The following is an 18855-nucleotide window of genomic DNA, read 5'->3' as shown; positions in this document are numbered from 1 at the left end:
TATACTAAACCTAAATAACAAGAACCTGAGTAAACTTTACTGGAAGATGACTTTGGTCTTTTGCTTTCTTAAGTAGTATTAATTTAGCTATCAGCAGAGCTATTTAATAATTTACTATTCTCTTTTAGACTTTCTATATGCTTAAGTATAATACCTTCCATTATAGGGGTTATAGCTGCATTAGCGTCTTTGTACCAAGGTTTATCATTTTGAGACATATTTAGATCGAATGTAAAATTAGCCATAAGATAATATTTTTCATTCAATTGCGTTGCAAAAATGTATTTTTTCTTTGTTTCATTAGAACGAATCTCTGTATATTTTATCCACTCAATATTGTTAAATGTACATTCATCAAATTGAGATATTTCAGGGAAACCTGAATTTAATAAGTTAGACTCTATGTGATGTTGCTTTTCTTCGTCTGAAAATGGTGTAGCTCGGCGAGCAGAATGAGCTTCTATTTCATTGATGAGCTCAGTATTATGCCCTTTAAAATATTTACCTATTGAAGAGGAATTATAATAGTCGTTATATTCCTTTAGAATGGCATGGCCGAGTTCTTTAGTGCTAGTGACTGGAGATGCGAGCTTTCCAATAGTAATATTGAGCCGCAGGCTTCCCAACTCATCTGACATCGGCGTTCGCATTAGAGGCCAATAAAACCAATAGGACTCATGAATTGGAATATATCTAGAATGTCGAATCTGACTATAGTTAGTTTCAAACCAATTTGCTTCTGTAAAAGGATAATTTACAATTTTTGTTTTAGGTTGTTTCAACGGATTACAAACTGGAAGAGCAACGGTCAATTTAAGCTCTTCGTCTAGGTAATAATGCTCTTTTTGAATATTATTAAAATCAGGGCCTCCGCGATAACCGCGGAGTATTTTTTTCATTAGCATTTAAGTATTTCTCTCAATACAACCACTCTAAGTATTTTTTTCTATATAATTTAGTACGTCTTGTGCTCTCCGATGATTACCAGCTAAGCGCAATTGAGTATGATAAGACTCTAGCCCCAAATAAGGTAATGTATGTGGGCTGGTTAATTCTGTTCCTAAAAAGGTAAGACCCATAAACTTTAAGCTACGAATTAAACTGCTGGGAGATCGATTATTTTTTCCTGCCATATTAGGTACTACATCAAAGGGGGTCATTTTTTAATGATTTAATTCTGCATTGACCAAGTATTTCATTAACAGTATTCACTATTACATTAATTGGCACCAACTTCTGTTGATTAGAGGCATTTAGTGCATTAAATGAAAGAGTGAACATCTCCTCGTTGTTTACTGCTGACCAAAAACCAATCAAGTTATCATGCTCATTGAACGTAGCTTTCCAAATTGATAACTTTGCATCTCGCTGCTCCCAGATATGATCTTCAGAATGTAATAAATTCACCGTATGAAAAAGGTCCTCTTCCCACATTTTTTCATATCTTTTGTGTGAGTATTCCACAATTTCAATCTTTGATGCTTTTTTAGCTGAGCTTTTAAATAAAATAGAGTCGTGCTCAGGCCTTATGACTCCGACAGTAATAGTTATTATTTTATGGTCATCTATAAGCTGAAAGTCATACTTGAGATCATTATCATATTTTTTCTTACTAATTGTGACTTCTTGATTCCCTATAGACGATATTTCGCAAACCATCGTTGACTGACTACGGCCATGAGTACTCAATGAAATAAGTAATAAAATTAACCAAATAAAACTATATTTTGAAATATTATGTATCACTAAACTATCCTTTTAAATACTTAGTATAAAGAGTTAGAGCTAACGCTTATCTTAATTATCACTTAAAAACTACACTGAAAGAACACCGCGCTTAATCTATTTTTTACTTCAATTTCGATAGAAGTTTTCATGTTTCTTTCTAGATAATGATTATAGAGCTCTTTAATGAGAGCGTTATGTGGGTAATCCAAATAAAAGATCCGAGAGTTAAGATAATAGTCCGCCTCGTTAGTGTGCGGCTTTTTTAATCAAAATAGTACGAGGGTTTACAAGGCTTAGGTTGGGTAGAGTGTAACGAAACCCAACAAAGAAAGGCGGCTTTGCTCAATAGCAATGCGCTAAAGGCTCAATAGGCAATAATTGAATCGTTTATTACTAAACATAGCTTGGAATTAGAGAGGCATTAAAAAAGTAGCATCCTTGCTACTACAAGTGCGATATTAACTGCTTGGTTGCGAAGGTTGATACTTATTAACGAGAATGTGCTGCAAACTTTTAAGTGCCCGCTTTATCGCTTGCAGCATACTTCTTCCTTTTGTATTTACATTAATACTGGGTAGCCCAGGCAAAAGAATATTAATTTTGCATTGCTGCAAAGTGCCGTGACGCTCACTTGAAAGATCATTTATTTGAATCTCAACTTTACGAATATTTAAAGTATGTTTTGCCAATTGGCTTTTTATCAACTTCAAAAGCGACATCTTTTCACTTGCGTTAATTATCTTGTTTTTAACTGTAAGTTTTAGCTTCATGCAATTACACCTTTTAATAGTAACTATGTTGCAGGCATGACTGTAATCTACTAACTTAGTGGCAAAGGAAAAAGCTGATTATTTCTTACTTTAAAACAGGTATTTTCGAATGATTACCAACATTAACTACAATCACTTATATTATTTTTGGCAGGTAAGTAAGCACGGCAGTATTGCAGCGGCGAGTAAAATACTTAATTTAACGCCGCAAACGGTCAGCTCGCAAATTACTAACTTAGAGCAACGATTAGGAAAACCACTGTTTGTTCGCCAAGGGCGAGGCCTACAGTTAACGGAGTTTGGCCATGTAACTCAGCAGTACACCAATGATATGTTTGCTATTGCTCACGAATGGTTAGAAACTACGCAAGGCGATACCACGCAATACTCACGAACGTTAAAGGTGGGTATTTCAGATGTGTTACCCAAATCATTGGTGTCGAAGTGGCTAGCGCCTTTAATTAATAACGACCGTATTACCAACTTACACTGTATTGACGGCCAACAAGATGAACTGCTGGCGCAAATGGCGATTCATAAGCTCGACTTAGTGTTAGCCGACAAACCACTCGATACCACTTTATCATTTAAGGCGTTTTGTCATGAAATAGGTAAAAGCCAAATCGCTCTTTTTGGTAACGAAACATGGCATTCGCAACTACATAAGCAGTTTCCGCAGTCTTTAAATAACAAGCCTTTAGTGCTCCCTGCAAAAGAAAGCCCCGTCGCGCGGGCTATTTATTATTGGCTGCAAGAGAAAGACATTGAAATGACAATAGCTGGCCATGTTGACGACAGCGCATTAATGAAGTCGTTAGGTGAGCAAGGGTTTGGCATATTCCCTGCGCCTATTTTGGTAAGAGCCGAAGTAGAGCGCCATTACGGCGTAAATTACATTGGTACAATTGATAATGTTTATCAGCATTATTATGCCTTTACGCCTGACAGGCTTATTAAAGACAGTATTTATGATGAATTTATAAAACACGCTCAAATGACGTAGATTTTAGTTAATCGCCTTATTGACGGGCGTCGGGGGGCGGGTTACGGGGCTAAAACCTTACACTTCTCATACTTCAAATAAATATATTAAAAATATCAACAAAGCGATAAATAATACCGGAGTGAGCAAATAAAATATGATATTGGCTACAATTTTATTGTTATCTCTAAAGTTTAATACTTTTTGGCGTGCGGCAATTAAGGCTGGGAATGTAAAAAACCCTTGGATACCGATAGCTAAAGTAATAGTAAGTTGCATGATAATAATTTGCCAGTATTGCTCTGGGTCATCAATTAACGATGCTTGTTGATAGTCGCTGCCTGTCGTTCCAAGCTGATGAGCAGTTCCTGTAATTAACCCTATAATAGGTGATATCAAAAAGAATAAAGCAACACTTAAGATTGTTTTATCAACTTTATCCCTTAATTTAACTATTTTCATAGCATCCTTGCCTTAAAGTTTATTATTTCAAAATATATTCGCAAGCAAGCCTGCGAACTTTAACCTTATCGAGTAAACATATTGATTGCCATTACAATTAATAAGCCGGCAAATATTTTCTTTATGGTTGAAACCGGTAAGTAATGCGTGGCTTTAGCACCGAGCGGTGCAGTAAACCATGAGGTGCATACAATACCCAATAAAGCGGGCAAATACACAAAGCCCGCAAATCCTTCTTTTACGCTAAATAACTGGCTACCAGAGCTGATATAACCCAGTGATCCAAACAACGCTATCACAATGCCTGAGGCCGATGCGCAGCCAATGGCTTTTTTCATATCAACAGAGAAAAACGTCAGTAACGGTACCAATACTGCCCCGCCACCAATACCTATCATGGCAGACAAGCCACCGGTTATGGTCGTATAAACACTCAGTAGCCCTTTGTTTGGCAACGGGCACGCTATTGCTGAATCATTCTTACCTGAAAAAATCATTTTTAATGCAATTAACACCACACTTACAGCAAATACCAAACGTACCACATGCTCAGGTAACAGCGCGGCCATAAAGCCACTAATGAGCGCGCCAAAGGCAACGCCTGTCATAACCCAAGGTGCAATATCCCACGGTACATTGCCATTTTTATGATGCGCAATAGCCGACGAGGTCGAGGTAAATAAAATAGAGGCCAGCGAAGTCGCAATGGCAACCACCACTACTTGTTCAGGTGGCAAAGCATTAAAGTGCAGTAATATCATGCTGAGTATGGGCACAATCACTAGTCCGCCCCCTATTCCTAATAAGCCTGCTAAAAAACCAACACCGCTACCTAATATGGCGCAGTATATAATTAACACTATTAAATCACTCATTCCTTTTGTCTCTTCTTATGTTGTGGAAAGTTCTGCGGCGGCGAGCTGCTTAATAAAGCGCTTAAGCTCACCTAAGTTTATTCGAGTATATCAACAACCGTTTATGCAAATTGGACTTTAAGTACTTATGAGCATTGAATAATACTCACGTTTTGTATGAATAAATCACAACACCCGTAAAAACATCTAGAAATCTAGACTTCTAAAGTGGGTTTTGTCTGAGTGGGAGCGTCTACTAGCCTAATTTATTCATTCAACTTTGTTAAAGAATCAATCTGGCTCATGTTTTACCTGAAATAATACCGTTTTTCTTCATGCTACATAGCGCGTATAAATTTATTAACTCTGCAAAGCACCATTACAGTTATCCCGTTAGTTTGGTTTTAACAGCGAGTAATGTGTCATTGATAAAAGCAGTAACAACTCAAATTGAAAGGATACGGCTATGAGCACTGATCTTACATTTACTATTAAAAGCACTAACTTGGATGAAAACTACCATCCGTCAAATAACACACGTATTACGACTAATTTCGCTAATTTAGCAAGGGGTGAAAGCCGCCAACAAAACCTGCGTAATACCCTAAAAATGATCAACAACCGCTTTAATGCACTGGCCAGTTGGGATAACCCACAAGGGGATCGTTACGAGGTTGAGCTGGAAATCATTTCGGTCGATTTAGACATTGCAGGCAGTGGTCAGGCATTTCCGTCAATTGAGGTATTAAAAACCAATATTATTGACCGCCAAACCAACGAGCGAATAGAAGGCATGGTGGGTAATAACTTTTCATCGTATGTGCGCGACTACGACTTTAGCGTGTTATTGCTTGAGCATAACAAAAGCAAACCGCAATTTAGCATTCCCGATAACTTTGGTGACTTACACGGCAAGTTGTTTAAATGCTTTGTAAACTCAAATACCTATAAACAGCACTTTAAAAAGCCACCGGTTATTTGTTTAAGCGTGTCTGATAACAAAACCTATCAGCAAACCGAAAACTTACATCCTATTTTAGGCGTAGAGTATCAGCCTAATGAGTCGTCGTTAACTGAGCAATACTTTAAAAAAATGGGCTTACAAGTGCGCTACTTTATGCCACCAAACAGCGTTGCACCATTAGCGTTTTACTTTTTTGGTGACCTACTTAACGACTACAGCAACCTTGAACTAATTAGCACCATTAGCACCATGGAAACGTTTCAAAAAATTTATCGTCCAGAAATTTATAACGCCAACGCCGCCGCAGGTAGCCGTTATAAACCAAATTTAAAAAATGACGATCATTCGTTAACGCAAATTGTGTATGACCGCGCAGAGCGAGGTCAATTAGCGGTAGAGCAAGGTAAATTTACTGAGCAGCATTTTATTAAGCCTTATCAGTCAGTATTGCAGCAGTTCTCGGCAAGTATCGCTTAATCACACAACAAAATTAAAGGCAGCATTTATTATGAAAAAACTATTACCTACATCATCAGCAGGCAGCTTGCCAAAACCGTCATGGCTTGCTGAGCCCGAAACCTTATGGTCACCGTGGAAATTACAAGGCAGTGAGCTGGTTGATGGCAAACACGACGCCCTGCGTATTTCCCTGCACGAGCAACAAACTGCAGGCGTAGATATAGTCAGCGATGGCGAACAAACTCGCCAGCACTTTGTAACCACCTTTATTGAACACTTAAATGGCGTTGATTTTGAAAACCGTAAAACAGTTAAAATTCGCGACCGTTACGATGCCAGCGTACCCACAGTGGTTGGCCCTGTGTCTCGTACTAAATCGGTATTTGTTGAAGACGCCAAGTTTTTACGCCAGCAAACCAGCCAACCAATTAAATGGGCATTGCCAGGGCCAATGACCATGATCGACACCCTGTATGACGATCATTATAAAAGCCGTGAAAAACTAGCATGGGAATTTGCTAAAATACTCAACCAAGAAGCCAAAGAGCTAGAAGCCGCTGGGGTTGATATAATTCAATTTGATGAACCCGCTTTTAACGTGTTTTTTGACGAGGTAAACGACTGGGGCATAGCCTGCCTTGAGCGAGCTATAGAAGGGTTAAAATGCGAAACCGCCGTGCATATTTGCTACGGCTACGGCATTAAAGCTAACACCGATTGGAAGAAAACCCTTGGCACCGAGTGGCGACAATACGAAGAAGTATTCCCTAAGCTGCAAAAATCGAATATAGATATTATTTCGCTCGAATGCCAAAACTCACATGTACCCATAGAGCTACTCGAACTGGTTCGTGGTAAAAAAATAATGGTAGGCGCAATTGATGTAGCCAGCAATACTATAGAAACCCCTGAAGAGGTGGCCAAAACCCTACGCGAAGCACTTAAATACGTAGATGCCGACAAGCTCTACCCCTGTACCAACTGCGGTATGGCACCCCTACCACGCGACATCGCAAACGGTAAACTCAACGCCCTAAGCAAAGGCGCAGAGCTAGTACGTAACGAGCTATTAGCAGCGAGTTATTAGCAGTGATGGTCGCTTAACTTTAGTTACAGCTGCTGTAAAAAAGCCATACCTTTGCACATGTTAAAGTGTCGTTTTTTTAATCAAAATGTAACGGGGGTTTACACAACGAGGTGAAAGGTTAAAGGCAAAAGGTGTTAGGTGAAAGGTTTTAAGTTCGTTGAATATTGGTTGGGTTGAGTGTAGCAAAATCTAGCGTAATTAAATAAATTTAACCAAGCCGCCAGTTACTATTGGCTGAGTGGAGAGTGTCAATTGCAGAAGCTGGCACCATAGCTATTTGCTATAAACTAAACTTTGGAGATAACCCACTTATTGCAGTCTATAATATTGTCCTTACCAAACTGCTTTACATTAATAGGTGCAAATTCAGTAGAGATATTTTTAATAACATCGTCTAAATTATCATTACTACAAATAGCTAATTTACCTGTGTCCATAGCTTTTGCAAACAACGAAATGGAGTCCCAGTAAGTATAATGCGAATTAGAAATTATTATAATATTTGGAGTGAAACCATAAACAGCGACACCTTGATTCACCGTCTTCTTAAATTTATTTATGTCCGCGTCTGATAATTTATACTCACTATCTAATACAATCTTATAAAGATATGGACTTGCTGAGTGCTTAATCTGATGCATATATTCCTTATCTCATTAAAGCACGCGTATTTTAACATCGCCTTTCAGCGACTTGTTATAAGCCAAAACTACCTTTAAACTCTGAAATAAATTGCCCATTTTGGAATTGTTGTACAGAGTAATAGTTATTATCTTTATCTAATTCAATGAAATAGCCAACCTCATAACCGCAAACATGCTCGGGGTGAGTTTGCCCGTCAAAAGACCAAACATCATCAAAACTAGCTTTAGTTAAAGTACGTAAGCGTGCTCTATCACTAGCTTTTTCTTCTTCTGGCCTTTCAGATTTTTTCATTTCAATAGCGATTAAGTTGTCTCTAGCCATTACTTCACCTCGACTATGTAGGATTAGATCACAAGTAATATTTATAACTTGCATATCATCATCCAGCATTGTTTTGACTCTACCATTTTGCTTTCGGTTGTATTCTGTATCAGCGTAATAGGTTGATAAACCATTTTGGTGAGTTATCGTTTCGAGAGGGATTGCGAGCCTAGAACAAAGATTTCTTTCGCTTACGCCACTTAGAATATTTTGTGCTTCTCGTTGGAAAAACTGCTCTAGACTTTGTTCGAAAATTTGAGTTAACACTCGATGCCTCCTTGACTTATAACGCCCCAATAAGCGGCGAACAATAGTTGGCTATATTTGTGAACGAAGTGAACGCAGCCAACTGTTAGGCGTCCGACTTGATTGGCTTGCTACAGGGCAGCCTCGTTTTCTTGAGGAACTGGCACTGCCGATTCTAACTCTAAGATTTCTGAATACAATGTGATTAAGTGTTCAATCGTCAAATCTAATATCGGTTCGTACATGAAAGAGTTAAGGTGAATATTAGAACTAACAGTAATGCTAACCTTTTCAAGAGTTCTGATAGCTTGACTATCAGGTAATTCTCTTATGTATGACTTCATTAGAGCTCCAAACTGATTCATTGATTGACACCAATATGCATCATCAGATTTTATTTTTCTTATTTCTTCGATTAGAAAAATTTCAGAACTCATTCTGATGGCTATTGATAAAAGGACTTTATCTTCTAAATTAAGCCCCTCATGATTAGCCCTATCCTTAATCTCATTTGCTTTATTAAATAGTAACTCTTTGAAAGATCTCACATCGTTCGTCGGGTAATTTGTACCAAATAATCGATTATAGATTTCATAATACTCACCGATAGTAATTTGGGATGTGTCTTCTTTCCAATGCAATAGACTAGTAAGCTTCAAGTAATCTGGATCATTTTCGCCTTTTATATACTCGATTAGATTTCTCGTAAAAGGTACGGTCGCACAAAGGATGAATTCACTATTAGTTATGTTTCTTTTCCACTTTCCAATAAAGTAGTTTTTTATACCTTCTGCTTGAGAGAGTTCTATACCATTTTTAGTTCTGTTAGCCATTAAACATCTTTCACGATGAACAAAGTTATTTGCCAAAGTTCTAAAGAAATCAAAATTATGAGTCAAAATTAATTGAGAGAAATGTTCAACCTCAGAGATGTCCTCAAGATATTGAACAATAGCATGCTTATTTTTGTAGTCGAAAGAGTCTGCTACATCGTCAATAATAAAAAGAGTTTCTGCTGATTTTCTTTTTCTATCTTCTACTTCAAAGATAAAATTAAGAAGGTATAGTGCGCGTTTCTCTCCTTGGCTTAAAGACTTAATTTCACTTCTAGTACAATCTATAAGATCATCACCATCTTTAAACGTGAACTTTAATTGTGCTTTATCTTTACCTAGTGCAGCTTCAACCTGATTAAATAGTGAGAGAGTAAAAGGCATGTCGACAAAACGATTATTAAAAAGCTCTATAGCTACAGACCAATTTGGAGCTTCTGTTGCAGCGTCTAATTCGATTTCTTGTAACTCTGCTTGGTTGTCGGAGAAAGCTTCTAGAAATACATCAGTATCAGAACAGTTTTGAATATAAAAAGCCCATAAACTCCTTTTGAATTCTGCTTGGTTATTAGGTTTTACATTATGCAAAAGTAGATCAACCTCTGTTGCCGAAATATTTTCCAACAATGAAACTAATGCTTGAGTTTGTGCATTTTTAGCTAAATTAACTCGTATATTTTTAAGTTCATTATCACTGTCGATTGATTCATGTACAACCTTCATTTTTTCTTGCAGTTCTTCGTAATTAATTGAAGAAGCATCTCCTTGTAGATGAACTTTATGTCCACCGGCAAAGTATCCTTGCTTATTTAAGGTACTGAAAGATGTATCAGCTTTTGTAGGGTTGAAAACCCCTCTACGGTATATTGTTCCTGCTTGATTAAAGAGTTCCTGATAACGCTGATTAAACTCATCGGATTTTGATAAAAACTCAGGACTTTCTAGTATCGAAATGGCTTTAGGGTCGAATATTTCGTTATAGATAAAACTTTTTAAATCATCACTAACAACAATTTCTTTTGCTAACTCTATTGCCCTTACAAAATTATCTGTTTGAAAGTCATTTATCAGTTTATTTTCGACTTCATCTTTTTTTAGTTTGGACTTTTTCTGGAGTGATGTTTGTAGCTTTGATTTCAATTTATTAATATTAGATATTAATGAGTCATATCTAGCTTTACTTTCTTTATTGATAAGGATGTTCGTTACAGCTTCATTATCAGAACTTATTTCTATTTCAGATTTAAGAACGTATATTTGTTCCTTCGTAATTTCCTCATTATCAACTTCAACAGTGCAAGTTGGTTGGCGATTAAAGCGTTCTTCTTTAGGCTGCTCACCTTTTGATAAGGCATCAAAAGTTCTAGAAAAGGATGTTTTCATCAGTCCATTTGGAGCGTAAATTGAATAAGCTTTAGCTTTTCTCCCTACAGCAGTTAAATCAAACGTTTTATCTAATGAAGAAATACCGTAACAGTTTTCAAGATGTACTTTAAGGTTATCCATAACTCATCCTTTTAATTATTCACTGAGGTTAGATTAAACACCTAGCCCTATAACGCCCCAAGCAGGGGCAACAACACGTAGGCTAAAAAAGGAATGAAGTGACGGGAGCCTACGTGTTAGTGTCCCGCTGACTTGGTTTGTTATGTTTTGGGCTTAATAAAGTTCTTTGTTGCCGCAGCAGAATACTTATCTAATTTATCAATTGTGGACATTACAAATAATGCACTTAACAACCCAAGTTTCTTTATGTAAGCAATATGCACACCTTCGACATTCTTCAAATCTGATTCGAAGAATATGGCTATTCCAAACCCCATCGCAACTCCAAAAGCTACTGAAACCCAAGGGTTAATAGGTTCAAACTCATTTTGCTTATCGGCACGTTTAAAAAGATAGGGAAATCCCCATCTCAAAAGAGCACCTACAACTCCACCTCCGATACACCAAAGGTAAATTGCTTCTGATAAAGTCAATTCATACTCCTAAAAACATAACAATTTAATAGTTCGCTCATCGCGCATATTTCTGCCGACGCCACGCTCATTTTTCTACTTTATATAGTTTTAGCAAATAACCTAAGGTATTACTATCATTAAGTTTTCTAAAAATTTTAAGTGAGGTTAAATTAAATAGAGCAATATGCGCTATTTGCTAATTTTTATAAATATGTGAGCAAAGAGCTGTTTGATGAATTGATTAACTATTATATTTATCCAATCTCAATGATCGTTTTTTGCTCACACCTGACTGCTCACAAGCCTACCCCGAAAAGATAGGCTAATAAACCCTACTTTTAACTATTACGTTCTTTGATTGCTATCGAGCACTTATGAACTCAACAACCCTTCCTAAAACAACGCGAATGTTTCTGACTTAAAAGCGCTGCTGATTTATTTTTTGATTAAAAACCACCTTACCATGCGGTATTTTTAACCAAACCGTAACGGGGGTTTACAGCACTCAATTGAATGCAAAGCTGTTTGTTTAGCAAAAAATTACTATTACCATCGCCTAGTATAAAAGCACTGCGGTTAAGGATTATTTTTTGGTTTTTTAATTTATATTCAATGGGGTAGCTATATTTTTTTGAAGTGCTATTCTGATATATCAATTTGTAATTAATGCCGTTTTAATTAAGGATATTGGTCGTTGTTTTTTATTAAACCTAAGTTTATTTACAGCTCTTGTTCTATTTACAAACCTAAAATATCGTTTTCATTATTTTTTGTGCTGCTGTGTTTGCCATTTTTTGCAAATGCTCAATTTGTCATTGGCATAGTAGGAAAAACTAAAAACGATAGCTTTTATATTCAGGCGTACAAAGGGTGTACCGAGTTTGCAAAGTCACAGCCTGACGTTACCTGTAAGTATGATGGGCCTGATGATTATCAAGATATTCGAACCCAAGCTTTAATTATTAATGACATGATGAAAAGTGGGATTGATGGTTTATTAGTATCAATATCAGATTCTGATTATTTGGTAGAGAGAGCCCTTAAAGATTTATTTGAAAAAAACATTCCTGTTATTACTTTTGACTCAGATTTATTAGCAAAAGATCACCAGTACAGGCTGGCTTACGTTGGCACTGATAATTTTGACTTTGGTGTTGCGTTAGGCAATCAATTAAAGAATTTAGTAAGTGAAGAAAATAAGCGTATTTGTATTCAATCTGGCCATCCTACTGCACCAAACTTAAATAAAAGAATCGCAGGTGTTAGGTTTGCGCTTTCTGGGCAAAGTAGTCAGCGCTTGTCGGGTGAAAATGGCTGGAGCGAGTATAACCGCTGCCCTCTTTATAGTTTAGGAAAAAGGGGGGCCTCCTTAGAGCAAGTAAAAAGCCTTACTAAGATGGAAAAGCCTCCTGCGTTTGTTGCTGTTGCTGGTTTTGCGCAATTTAATACTGAGTATATAAACTTGATGACACCCTACAAACATAAACTTGATTCAAAAGAACTTGTTATTGTTTCAGCAGATACCGAAAAAATACAATTAGACGCGCTTAGCAAAGGGCTATCTTCATCAAACGTTGGTCAAAATCCATATGAAATGGGGCGACTCAGTGCGCAGTTAATGTATGACGTAATTAAGCATAATATAAAGCCTGCTGAAGCGTTTTATTTTTTAGACTTTCATTACTGCCAACAAAGCAACGCCCAAACATGTACTGTAAATTATTAATATTTAACCCCTAGGTGGTGAAATATTCACTTTAAATCCCTATTCCTCATGCGCTATTTTTAACCAAACCGTAACGGGGGTTTACAGTAACTGCTTAAAACGCGGGTGTTGTTACTGTACTTTATTAACTGATAAGGTGATTAAGCGAAGCAATAACATTGCGTTTTAGCAACGATTTAAACAGGAGTCATTAATGGCAACTACACTGGCGTTTGATGTATACGGTACGCTTATAAACACCCATGGCGTGGTGTCGTTACTTGAAAATATGGTTGGCGACAACGCGCATGCATTTTCGACTACTTGGCGTGAAAAACAGCTTGAATACTCGTTTAGACGTGGCTTAATGCAAAACTATGTGCCGTTTTCGGTGTGTACTGAGCAGGCACTTAATTATGCGTGTTTGCTGCACAAGGTGTCATTAAGCGATGAGCAAAAAGCACAGTTGTTAGCGCGATATAAAACCCTACCCGCATTTGATGATGTTAAAGCAGGGCTTGAGAGCTTAAAAGCACAAAACTATCGGTTGTTTGCGTTTTCTAATGGTGCGGCCAGTGCGGTAAATACCTTGCTCGAAACCGCAGGTATAAGTGATTATTTTGAAGGCGTGGTGAGCGCCGATGATATTAAAACCTTTAAACCCAACCCCGGTGTTTATAGTCATTTTTTACGTGAGGCACATTCAACCGGTGCTAATACTTGGTTGATATCGAGTAACCCGTTTGATGTTATAGGGGCGTTATCGCATGGTATGCGTGCTGCGTGGATACAGCGCTCAAGTGAGGCTATTTTTGATCCCTGGGAACTTGAGCCTACAATAACGGCGTGCAATTTACATGATTTAAAAACCAAGCTGGCAAGTAATAACCAGTTATTTAGTGGGCAGGCAGGGGTTAAATAACACCAATGAAAGGCTAGGTTTGCGCTTACAAACCTAGCCTTTTTTAGTCTTTAATTGCAATGGCAATTTCTATTTCGTTACTGCTTTTATAGTACTCAAAGTCGCTAGTGTAGGTGCGGGCATAACGGCAATCGTCTGAGCTGAAGTATTGCCAAATTTCGCCCCATAAATCTATTACTGCATCGGGCATTTCACCCTCACCTTTAAATACCAAATAACGCCCCGCTTGGGTGGTTACTTTTTTAGCTTCAGGGAGTTTAATTGATAAATTATCGCAGCAGGCAATTACGTCAAAATCGCCTGTGAGATCGCTTTCGTAATTAGTATACACACCATACACTTTGGTGTTTTGGGTGAGGCTGTTGGCAAACTTTTCACCAAATTTTTGCCAAAGTTCAGCTATATTTGCAGTGCCAGCGTTCATTTCATTGGCGTTGCAGGTTCTTACTTTTAAGCCGATTAAGGTCTGACTAGCTAGTTGCTTTACTTCCATCATGACGTCCTTTAGCGTTAATACAAACACCAACGTAACAGAAAAACCGCCAATACTTTAAATATTGTATTAAATATTTCATAAATAATGATTATTAAGCTCAGTTGCGTATTTATTGCTCGTATTTAAATAGGTGGTAATGGCTAAACATAGCTTTGCTACCGCTAAAATAATTTACTTAACTTTTTCTTTTTTAAGTTTATTTTTTGCATGTAATGCTTGTCGTTTAATAATGAAGTTTATCGATTTTAGTTAAAAATATACGACAAGCTTATTAGCTCTAATTTAAAAAAAGTTGCTATCTAATCTTTTTTCATTATTGTAAATAGGAATCGTTATCATTAAGATCCTTGCACCTAAAAAGTGTACTCAAGGAATGTTGATGTGTCTCAATCTCAAGTGTTAAATATTAATACCATTGAAAAACAGGCTGTATTTGAACAAAGCGGCCTGCCCCCACAATTCAATTTAGAGCAGTTCATTAATTATCAAATAGCGTCTTTGCAAGGGCTGTCGGCAGTACAGCAAGCGATGGCTAAAGCCCAAAAGCCATTTTCAGGTGTGTCGGTAAATGCGTTAGCAAAAGTAGTAAACGATGTTGATTTATCACAGCCTTTGGCTGACTTTCCGGCGGTGCTTGAAGAGCTAAAAGGCGTGTATTTAGATCATGCCGTGTATTTTCATCATCCGCGTTATATGGCGCATTTAAACTGCCCTGTAACCTATCCTGCTGTGGTGGCCGAACACATTATTGCCGCTATTAATACCTCGGTAGATACGTGGGATCAAAGTGCAGGCGCGACCTTAATTGAGCAAAAGCTGATTGATTGGACATGCCAAAAAGCGGCATTGCCAAGCACTGCCGATGGGGTATTTACTAGTGGTGGCACACAATCAAACTTAATGGCAATGTTAGTTGCTCGTGAAGTGGCTGTTAGCCGCTATGCGCCAGAACATCAGGTAAAACTTCAGGGCTTACCAGCTGTTGCCTCGCGCTTTAAAATTTACTGCTCTGAGGTGGCGCACTTTAGTATTCAAAAAGCAGCGGCGTTACTGGGCTTAGGTTACAACGCCGTGGTGCCGGTGGCTACAAACAGCGAAATGCAAATGGATATGGAGGCACTTAAAACCGCCATAGCAACAAGCAAAGCGCAAGGTGATTTACCCATTGCAGTGGTTATTACCGCAGGCACAACCGATTTTGGCTCAATCGATCCAATCCATAATATTGCTATGCTAGCTAAAGAAGAGCAGCTATGGTGCCACGTAGATGGCGCTTATGGTGGTGGTTTGTTGGTGAGTGAGCACCATCGCAATGCGCTTAATGGCATTGAGTTGGTTGATTCAATAACGATTGATTATCACAAATCATTTATGCAACCGGTTAGTTGTAGTGCCTTTTTATTAAGCGACAAACGTCATTTTAGCCACATTACTTTATATGCCGATTATTTAAACCCATTAGCAGAGGCCGGAAATGGCACGCCTAATTTGGTAGATAAAAGCCTACAAACCACTCGCCGTTTTGATGCCTTAAAGTTATGGCTAACACTGCGCACCACTGGAGAAGCACCACTTGGCCGTGCGTTCGATAAAGTTATTGGTCTTGCGCGCCAAACGCATATTGTACTTAACGACCATCCCGACTTTGAAGTAGTTAACTACCCCGAGCTTAGTGCCTTGGTATTTAGATTTGCCCCTGATGACTTAAAACATGACCTTGATTTACTCGACTCTTTAAACCTGCATGTACGACAAACGTTTTTACAAACCGGTGAAGCCATGGTTGCCCGTACAAAAATAAATGGCCGCCATTATCTTAAATTTACATTGCTTAATGCGCAGTGCCAATTATCTGATGTACGCGCTGTTATTGAGCAAATTAGCCACATTGCATGGCAAACTTATAGGGAAATTGCATAATGGATAATCAACCTTACGATTTTATAGCTATTGGCCTTGGCCCATTTAACTTATCTTTAGCGTGTTTAAGTGAACCGCTCGAAGATGTAAAAAGCTTATTTTTAGAACAACGTAGTGAATTTGACTGGCACCCAGGAATGATGCTGGAAGGCGTTACATTACAAACTCCGTTTATGTCGGATTTAGTAACCATGGCAGATCCAACCAGCCAATATAGCTTTTTAAATTATGCCAAATTGAATAATCGGTTATACCCGTTTTATATTCGCGAAAGCTTTTTTTTATTGCGCCGTGAATACAACTTATATTGCCAATGGGTTTGCTCGCAGCTTTCAAATGTTAACTTTGAACAAACAGTCACTCACGTTGAATTTTGCCCGCAAAGTGAGAGTTATACCGTTAGCTGTAACACCCCCAATGGTACGCAACATTATGTGACTCGCCATATTGTTTTGGGCACAGGGCCTGCACCGTATATTCCTGATTGCGCTGTGCAAAGTAACTCAAATAACGTAATGCACAGTAGCGATTTTTGTCATCGGCTTGATGAATTAAAGGCAGCTAAACGGGTTACTGTGGTAGGGGCTGGGCAAAGTGCAGCAGAAATTTACCACACCTTATTGCAGCAAGCAGTACCGCAAGGCTTGCAGTTAGATTGGATAGCACGTTCACCGCGCTATTTTCCGCTTGAGTATACTAAGCTCACCCTTGAAATGACCTCTCCTGAGTATGTAGATTACTTTTATAATTTAAAAACTGAGCAGCGAGATTGGCTCAATCAAAACCAAAAAAACCTATTTAAGGGCATTAACGGCGATTTAATTAACGACATTTTCGACACCCTCTACGCGCAAAGCCTTGATGGGCCAATTTCCACTACATTTAAAACTAACAGCAAGCTGACAGGTACTCAAAAAGTAGGTAAGCGTTTACTGACTGAGTTTTATCATCAGGAGCTTGAGCAGCCCTTTTCAATAGAAACCGACTTTTTAATTTGCGCCACGGGCTTTAAATATCAGCGCCCTGCTTTTTTAAATAATATTGCCCACCAATTACCCCAAGATGAGCAAGGTCGTTATTTAGTAAGCCGTGAATATGCGGTAGATAGCGAACAAAAACGTATTTTTGTACAAAATGCCGAGCAGCATACTCATGGTTTTGTAACACCAGATTTAGGTATGGCTTGCTACCGTAATAGTATTATTTTACGTGAAATTTTAGGTTATTCGCCTTATCAGGTTGAGCAAAAAATTGCTTTTCAAAACTTTGATTTAAGCGATGTAACCCTATCAGCACAACAGCAGAGTAGCGCCGCATGAGTCTTCGTTTAGCGCTAATTTTGCTGACGGTTATTTCGGTGGTATGCGATACCTTGCTGCTACCGTTTTATCCGCAATTTTTTGCTAGTGAATTTGCTATTAGTAACGCCACGTTAATCGGCCTCTTTGTGGCTAACTGTTGTATTACTGTGATGCTGGCTTTGCCGCTATGGGCTAAGGTCGCTAAAAAATACAATGAATTGGCTTTATGGTTAGTAACCCAAGTAGTAGCCGCTGGTTTTGGCCTGCTTTGCTACTTTGCGACCAATGTATGGGAGTTTTGGATTTACTACCAACTAATGTTGGTGCTAAAGGCAAGCTACCTACTTATATACCCATTTGCACTGCGATTGGAGCAACAAACTAAGCATTTATCTATTATTGGTTTGTTTTCTGTATTGATGCATTTTGGTGCGATTGGTGGTGCTTTAATTGGTGGTTATTTCTTTAGTTTAGCAGAGCCACGCTATGCGTTATTACTCAGTAGTGCCGGTGACCTAGTTCAGGTTTTATTATGCGCCTACTTAATGTATTCATTAAAAACAGGTATTTATCAGCAAGCAATAGCGACTGAAAAACCGCGAGAACGTATTCCCTATTTTATTTGGCAATTTTGCTTTTTAAGTGTGGTGGTTTATTTTAGCGCGTTTTTAATTCGTCCCTTCTTTACTACTCATTGGCAAGCATTAAACGCACAAAGCAGTACGTTGCAAAGCGCTGTTGTATACGCCGTTCCTGCCTTTGCCGCGCTTGTTATGCTGGTTTTTAACCATTTCAGGCAGCATTTACCACTGCCAACATTAAGCCGCACTAGCACTTTGTTATGTGCACTTATTTTAGGGGCGCTTGGGCTTTATTTACAAGCGCAGGAGTCGGTTGGGTTAGTGATTTTATCACGTGTTTTATATGGTTTTGCGCTATTTCAAGTGATGGTACTGCTAGAGGTAATGCTATTTGCTAAAAGTGAGCCTGCACATTACGGCAGCGACTTTGCCAAAGTGCACATTGCTCAAAATATCGGGGTTATTTTAGCGTCGTTACTAGTGGGTATGAGCGTAGAGCATCTTTCAACAACGGTTGTGTTTTACTTTGCTGCCATTGGCTTTGCAAGCCTTGCCTTTATTTTGCTTTGGCGGGTTAAGGCTGTTGCTCGAACTGCGCGTTCAGCGTCTTAGTTTTTA

Annotated in this window: 18 protein-coding genes; 8 read left to right on the top strand and 10 right to left on the bottom strand. The window is 38.3% G+C overall.

Features of this window, described 5'->3' with window-relative positions; genetic code table 11:
* Positions 1 to 83: 83 nt before the first annotated feature.
* The 3 genes from B1F84_RS15530 to B1F84_RS15515 all read right to left on the bottom strand — a co-directional run bounded on the left by B1F84_RS15530 (position 84) and on the right by B1F84_RS15515 (position 2498).
* Complete coding sequence (locus B1F84_RS15530) at positions 84 to 905, bottom strand: hypothetical protein (RefSeq protein WP_131691996.1); 822 nt, start codon at positions 903 to 905, stop codon at positions 84 to 86.
* A 241-nt stretch (positions 906 to 1146) separates the two neighbouring features.
* Positions 1147 to 1746 (bottom strand): hypothetical protein, encoded by a 600-nt coding sequence (locus B1F84_RS15520; protein WP_131691995.1) that lies wholly within the window; start codon positions 1744 to 1746, stop codon positions 1147 to 1149.
* Between the two features lie 440 nt (positions 1747 to 2186).
* Entirely contained in the window at positions 2187 to 2498 is a 312-nt protein-coding gene (locus tag B1F84_RS15515) for a hypothetical protein (protein WP_131691994.1), read from the bottom strand.
* Between the two features lie 109 nt (positions 2499 to 2607).
* Between B1F84_RS15515 and nhaR the strand changes: the two genes are divergently transcribed.
* The gene (gene nhaR / locus B1F84_RS15510) at positions 2608 to 3501 is read left to right on the top strand and encodes a transcriptional activator NhaR (RefSeq protein ID WP_131691993.1); all 894 of its coding nucleotides are present in this window, start codon (positions 2608 to 2610) and stop codon (positions 3499 to 3501) included.
* 66 nt (positions 3502 to 3567) lie between these two features.
* On the opposite strand, the gene B1F84_RS15505 is transcribed toward nhaR, so the two are convergent.
* Positions 3568 to 3942, bottom strand: a complete 375-nt coding sequence (locus tag B1F84_RS15505; RefSeq protein ID WP_131691992.1) for a hypothetical protein — start codon at positions 3940 to 3942, stop codon at positions 3568 to 3570.
* Between the two features lie 65 nt (positions 3943 to 4007).
* The gene (locus tag B1F84_RS15500) at positions 4008 to 4817 is read right to left on the bottom strand and encodes a sulfite exporter TauE/SafE family protein (protein ID WP_131691991.1); all 810 of its coding nucleotides are present in this window, start codon (positions 4815 to 4817) and stop codon (positions 4008 to 4010) included.
* A gap of 445 nt (positions 4818 to 5262) precedes the next feature.
* Here B1F84_RS15500 and B1F84_RS15495 point away from each other — a divergent pair, with 445 nt between their 5' ends.
* Positions 5263 to 6237 carry a DUF1852 domain-containing protein gene (locus B1F84_RS15495; protein ID WP_010388779.1) on the top strand — a complete coding sequence of 325 codons (975 nt, stop codon included), beginning with the start codon at positions 5263 to 5265 and terminating at the stop codon, positions 6235 to 6237.
* Between the two features lie 31 nt (positions 6238 to 6268).
* Positions 6269 to 7306, top strand: a complete 1038-nt coding sequence (locus B1F84_RS15490) for a methionine synthase (protein WP_131691990.1) — start codon at positions 6269 to 6271, stop codon at positions 7304 to 7306.
* Positions 7307 to 7593: 287 nt separating this feature from the next.
* Here B1F84_RS15490 and B1F84_RS15485 read toward each other — a convergent pair whose 3' ends face one another.
* The 4 genes from B1F84_RS15485 to B1F84_RS15470 all read right to left on the bottom strand — a co-directional run bounded on the left by B1F84_RS15485 (position 7594) and on the right by B1F84_RS15470 (position 11330).
* Complete coding sequence (locus B1F84_RS15485) at positions 7594 to 7947, bottom strand: hypothetical protein (protein WP_131691989.1); 354 nt, start codon at positions 7945 to 7947, stop codon at positions 7594 to 7596.
* 55 nt (positions 7948 to 8002) lie between these two features.
* The gene (locus B1F84_RS15480; RefSeq protein ID WP_131691988.1) at positions 8003 to 8539 is read right to left on the bottom strand and encodes a hypothetical protein; all 537 of its coding nucleotides are present in this window, start codon (positions 8537 to 8539) and stop codon (positions 8003 to 8005) included.
* 110 nt (positions 8540 to 8649) lie between these two features.
* Positions 8650 to 10857 carry a hypothetical protein gene (locus B1F84_RS15475; protein ID WP_131691987.1) on the bottom strand — a complete coding sequence of 736 codons (2208 nt, stop codon included), beginning with the start codon at positions 10855 to 10857 and terminating at the stop codon, positions 8650 to 8652.
* A 140-nt stretch (positions 10858 to 10997) separates the two neighbouring features.
* Positions 10998 to 11330: a hypothetical protein gene (locus B1F84_RS15470; RefSeq protein WP_131691986.1), complete on the bottom strand. Its 333-nt coding sequence runs from the start codon at positions 11328 to 11330 to the stop codon at positions 10998 to 11000.
* Between the two features lie 676 nt (positions 11331 to 12006).
* Here B1F84_RS15470 and B1F84_RS15465 point away from each other — a divergent pair.
* Both B1F84_RS15465 and B1F84_RS15460 read left to right on the top strand, forming a co-directional pair.
* Positions 12007 to 13038: a substrate-binding domain-containing protein gene (locus B1F84_RS15465; RefSeq protein ID WP_131691985.1), complete on the top strand. Its 1032-nt coding sequence runs from the start codon at positions 12007 to 12009 to the stop codon at positions 13036 to 13038.
* A 193-nt stretch (positions 13039 to 13231) separates the two neighbouring features.
* A complete protein-coding gene (locus tag B1F84_RS15460) occupies positions 13232 to 13939 on the top strand; it encodes a haloacid dehalogenase type II (protein WP_131691984.1) in 708 nt (235 codons plus the stop codon).
* 43 nt (positions 13940 to 13982) lie between these two features.
* On the opposite strand, the gene B1F84_RS15455 is transcribed toward B1F84_RS15460, so the two are convergent.
* The gene (locus B1F84_RS15455; protein WP_131692308.1) at positions 13983 to 14432 is read right to left on the bottom strand and encodes a GyrI-like domain-containing protein; all 450 of its coding nucleotides are present in this window, start codon (positions 14430 to 14432) and stop codon (positions 13983 to 13985) included.
* 384 nt (positions 14433 to 14816) lie between these two features.
* Here B1F84_RS15455 and B1F84_RS15450 point away from each other — a divergent pair, with 384 nt between their 5' ends.
* From B1F84_RS15450 to B1F84_RS15440, 3 genes are read left to right on the top strand one after another with little or no spacing between them, the layout of a single operon-like run.
* On the top strand, positions 14817 to 16355 hold the full coding sequence (locus B1F84_RS15450; RefSeq protein WP_131691983.1) for an aspartate aminotransferase family protein: 1539 nt from the start codon (positions 14817 to 14819) through the stop codon (positions 16353 to 16355).
* Entirely contained in the window at positions 16355 to 17674 is a 1320-nt protein-coding gene (locus B1F84_RS15445; protein ID WP_131691982.1) for a SidA/IucD/PvdA family monooxygenase, read from the top strand. The genes B1F84_RS15450 and B1F84_RS15445 overlap by 1 nt, the downstream gene beginning before the upstream one ends.
* Positions 17671 to 18849, top strand: a complete 1179-nt coding sequence (locus tag B1F84_RS15440; RefSeq protein WP_131691981.1) for an MFS transporter — start codon at positions 17671 to 17673, stop codon at positions 18847 to 18849. Before B1F84_RS15445 ends, B1F84_RS15440 begins: the two co-directional genes overlap by 4 nt.
* The last annotated feature ends 6 nt before the right edge of the window (positions 18850 to 18855 follow it).

This window comes from Pseudoalteromonas sp. DL-6, from assembly GCF_004328665.1.
Classification (GTDB): domain Bacteria; phylum Pseudomonadota; class Gammaproteobacteria; order Enterobacterales; family Alteromonadaceae; genus Pseudoalteromonas.
The sequence above is the reverse complement of the archived record's forward strand: the minus strand, read 5'-3'. Positions and strand labels throughout refer to the sequence as shown.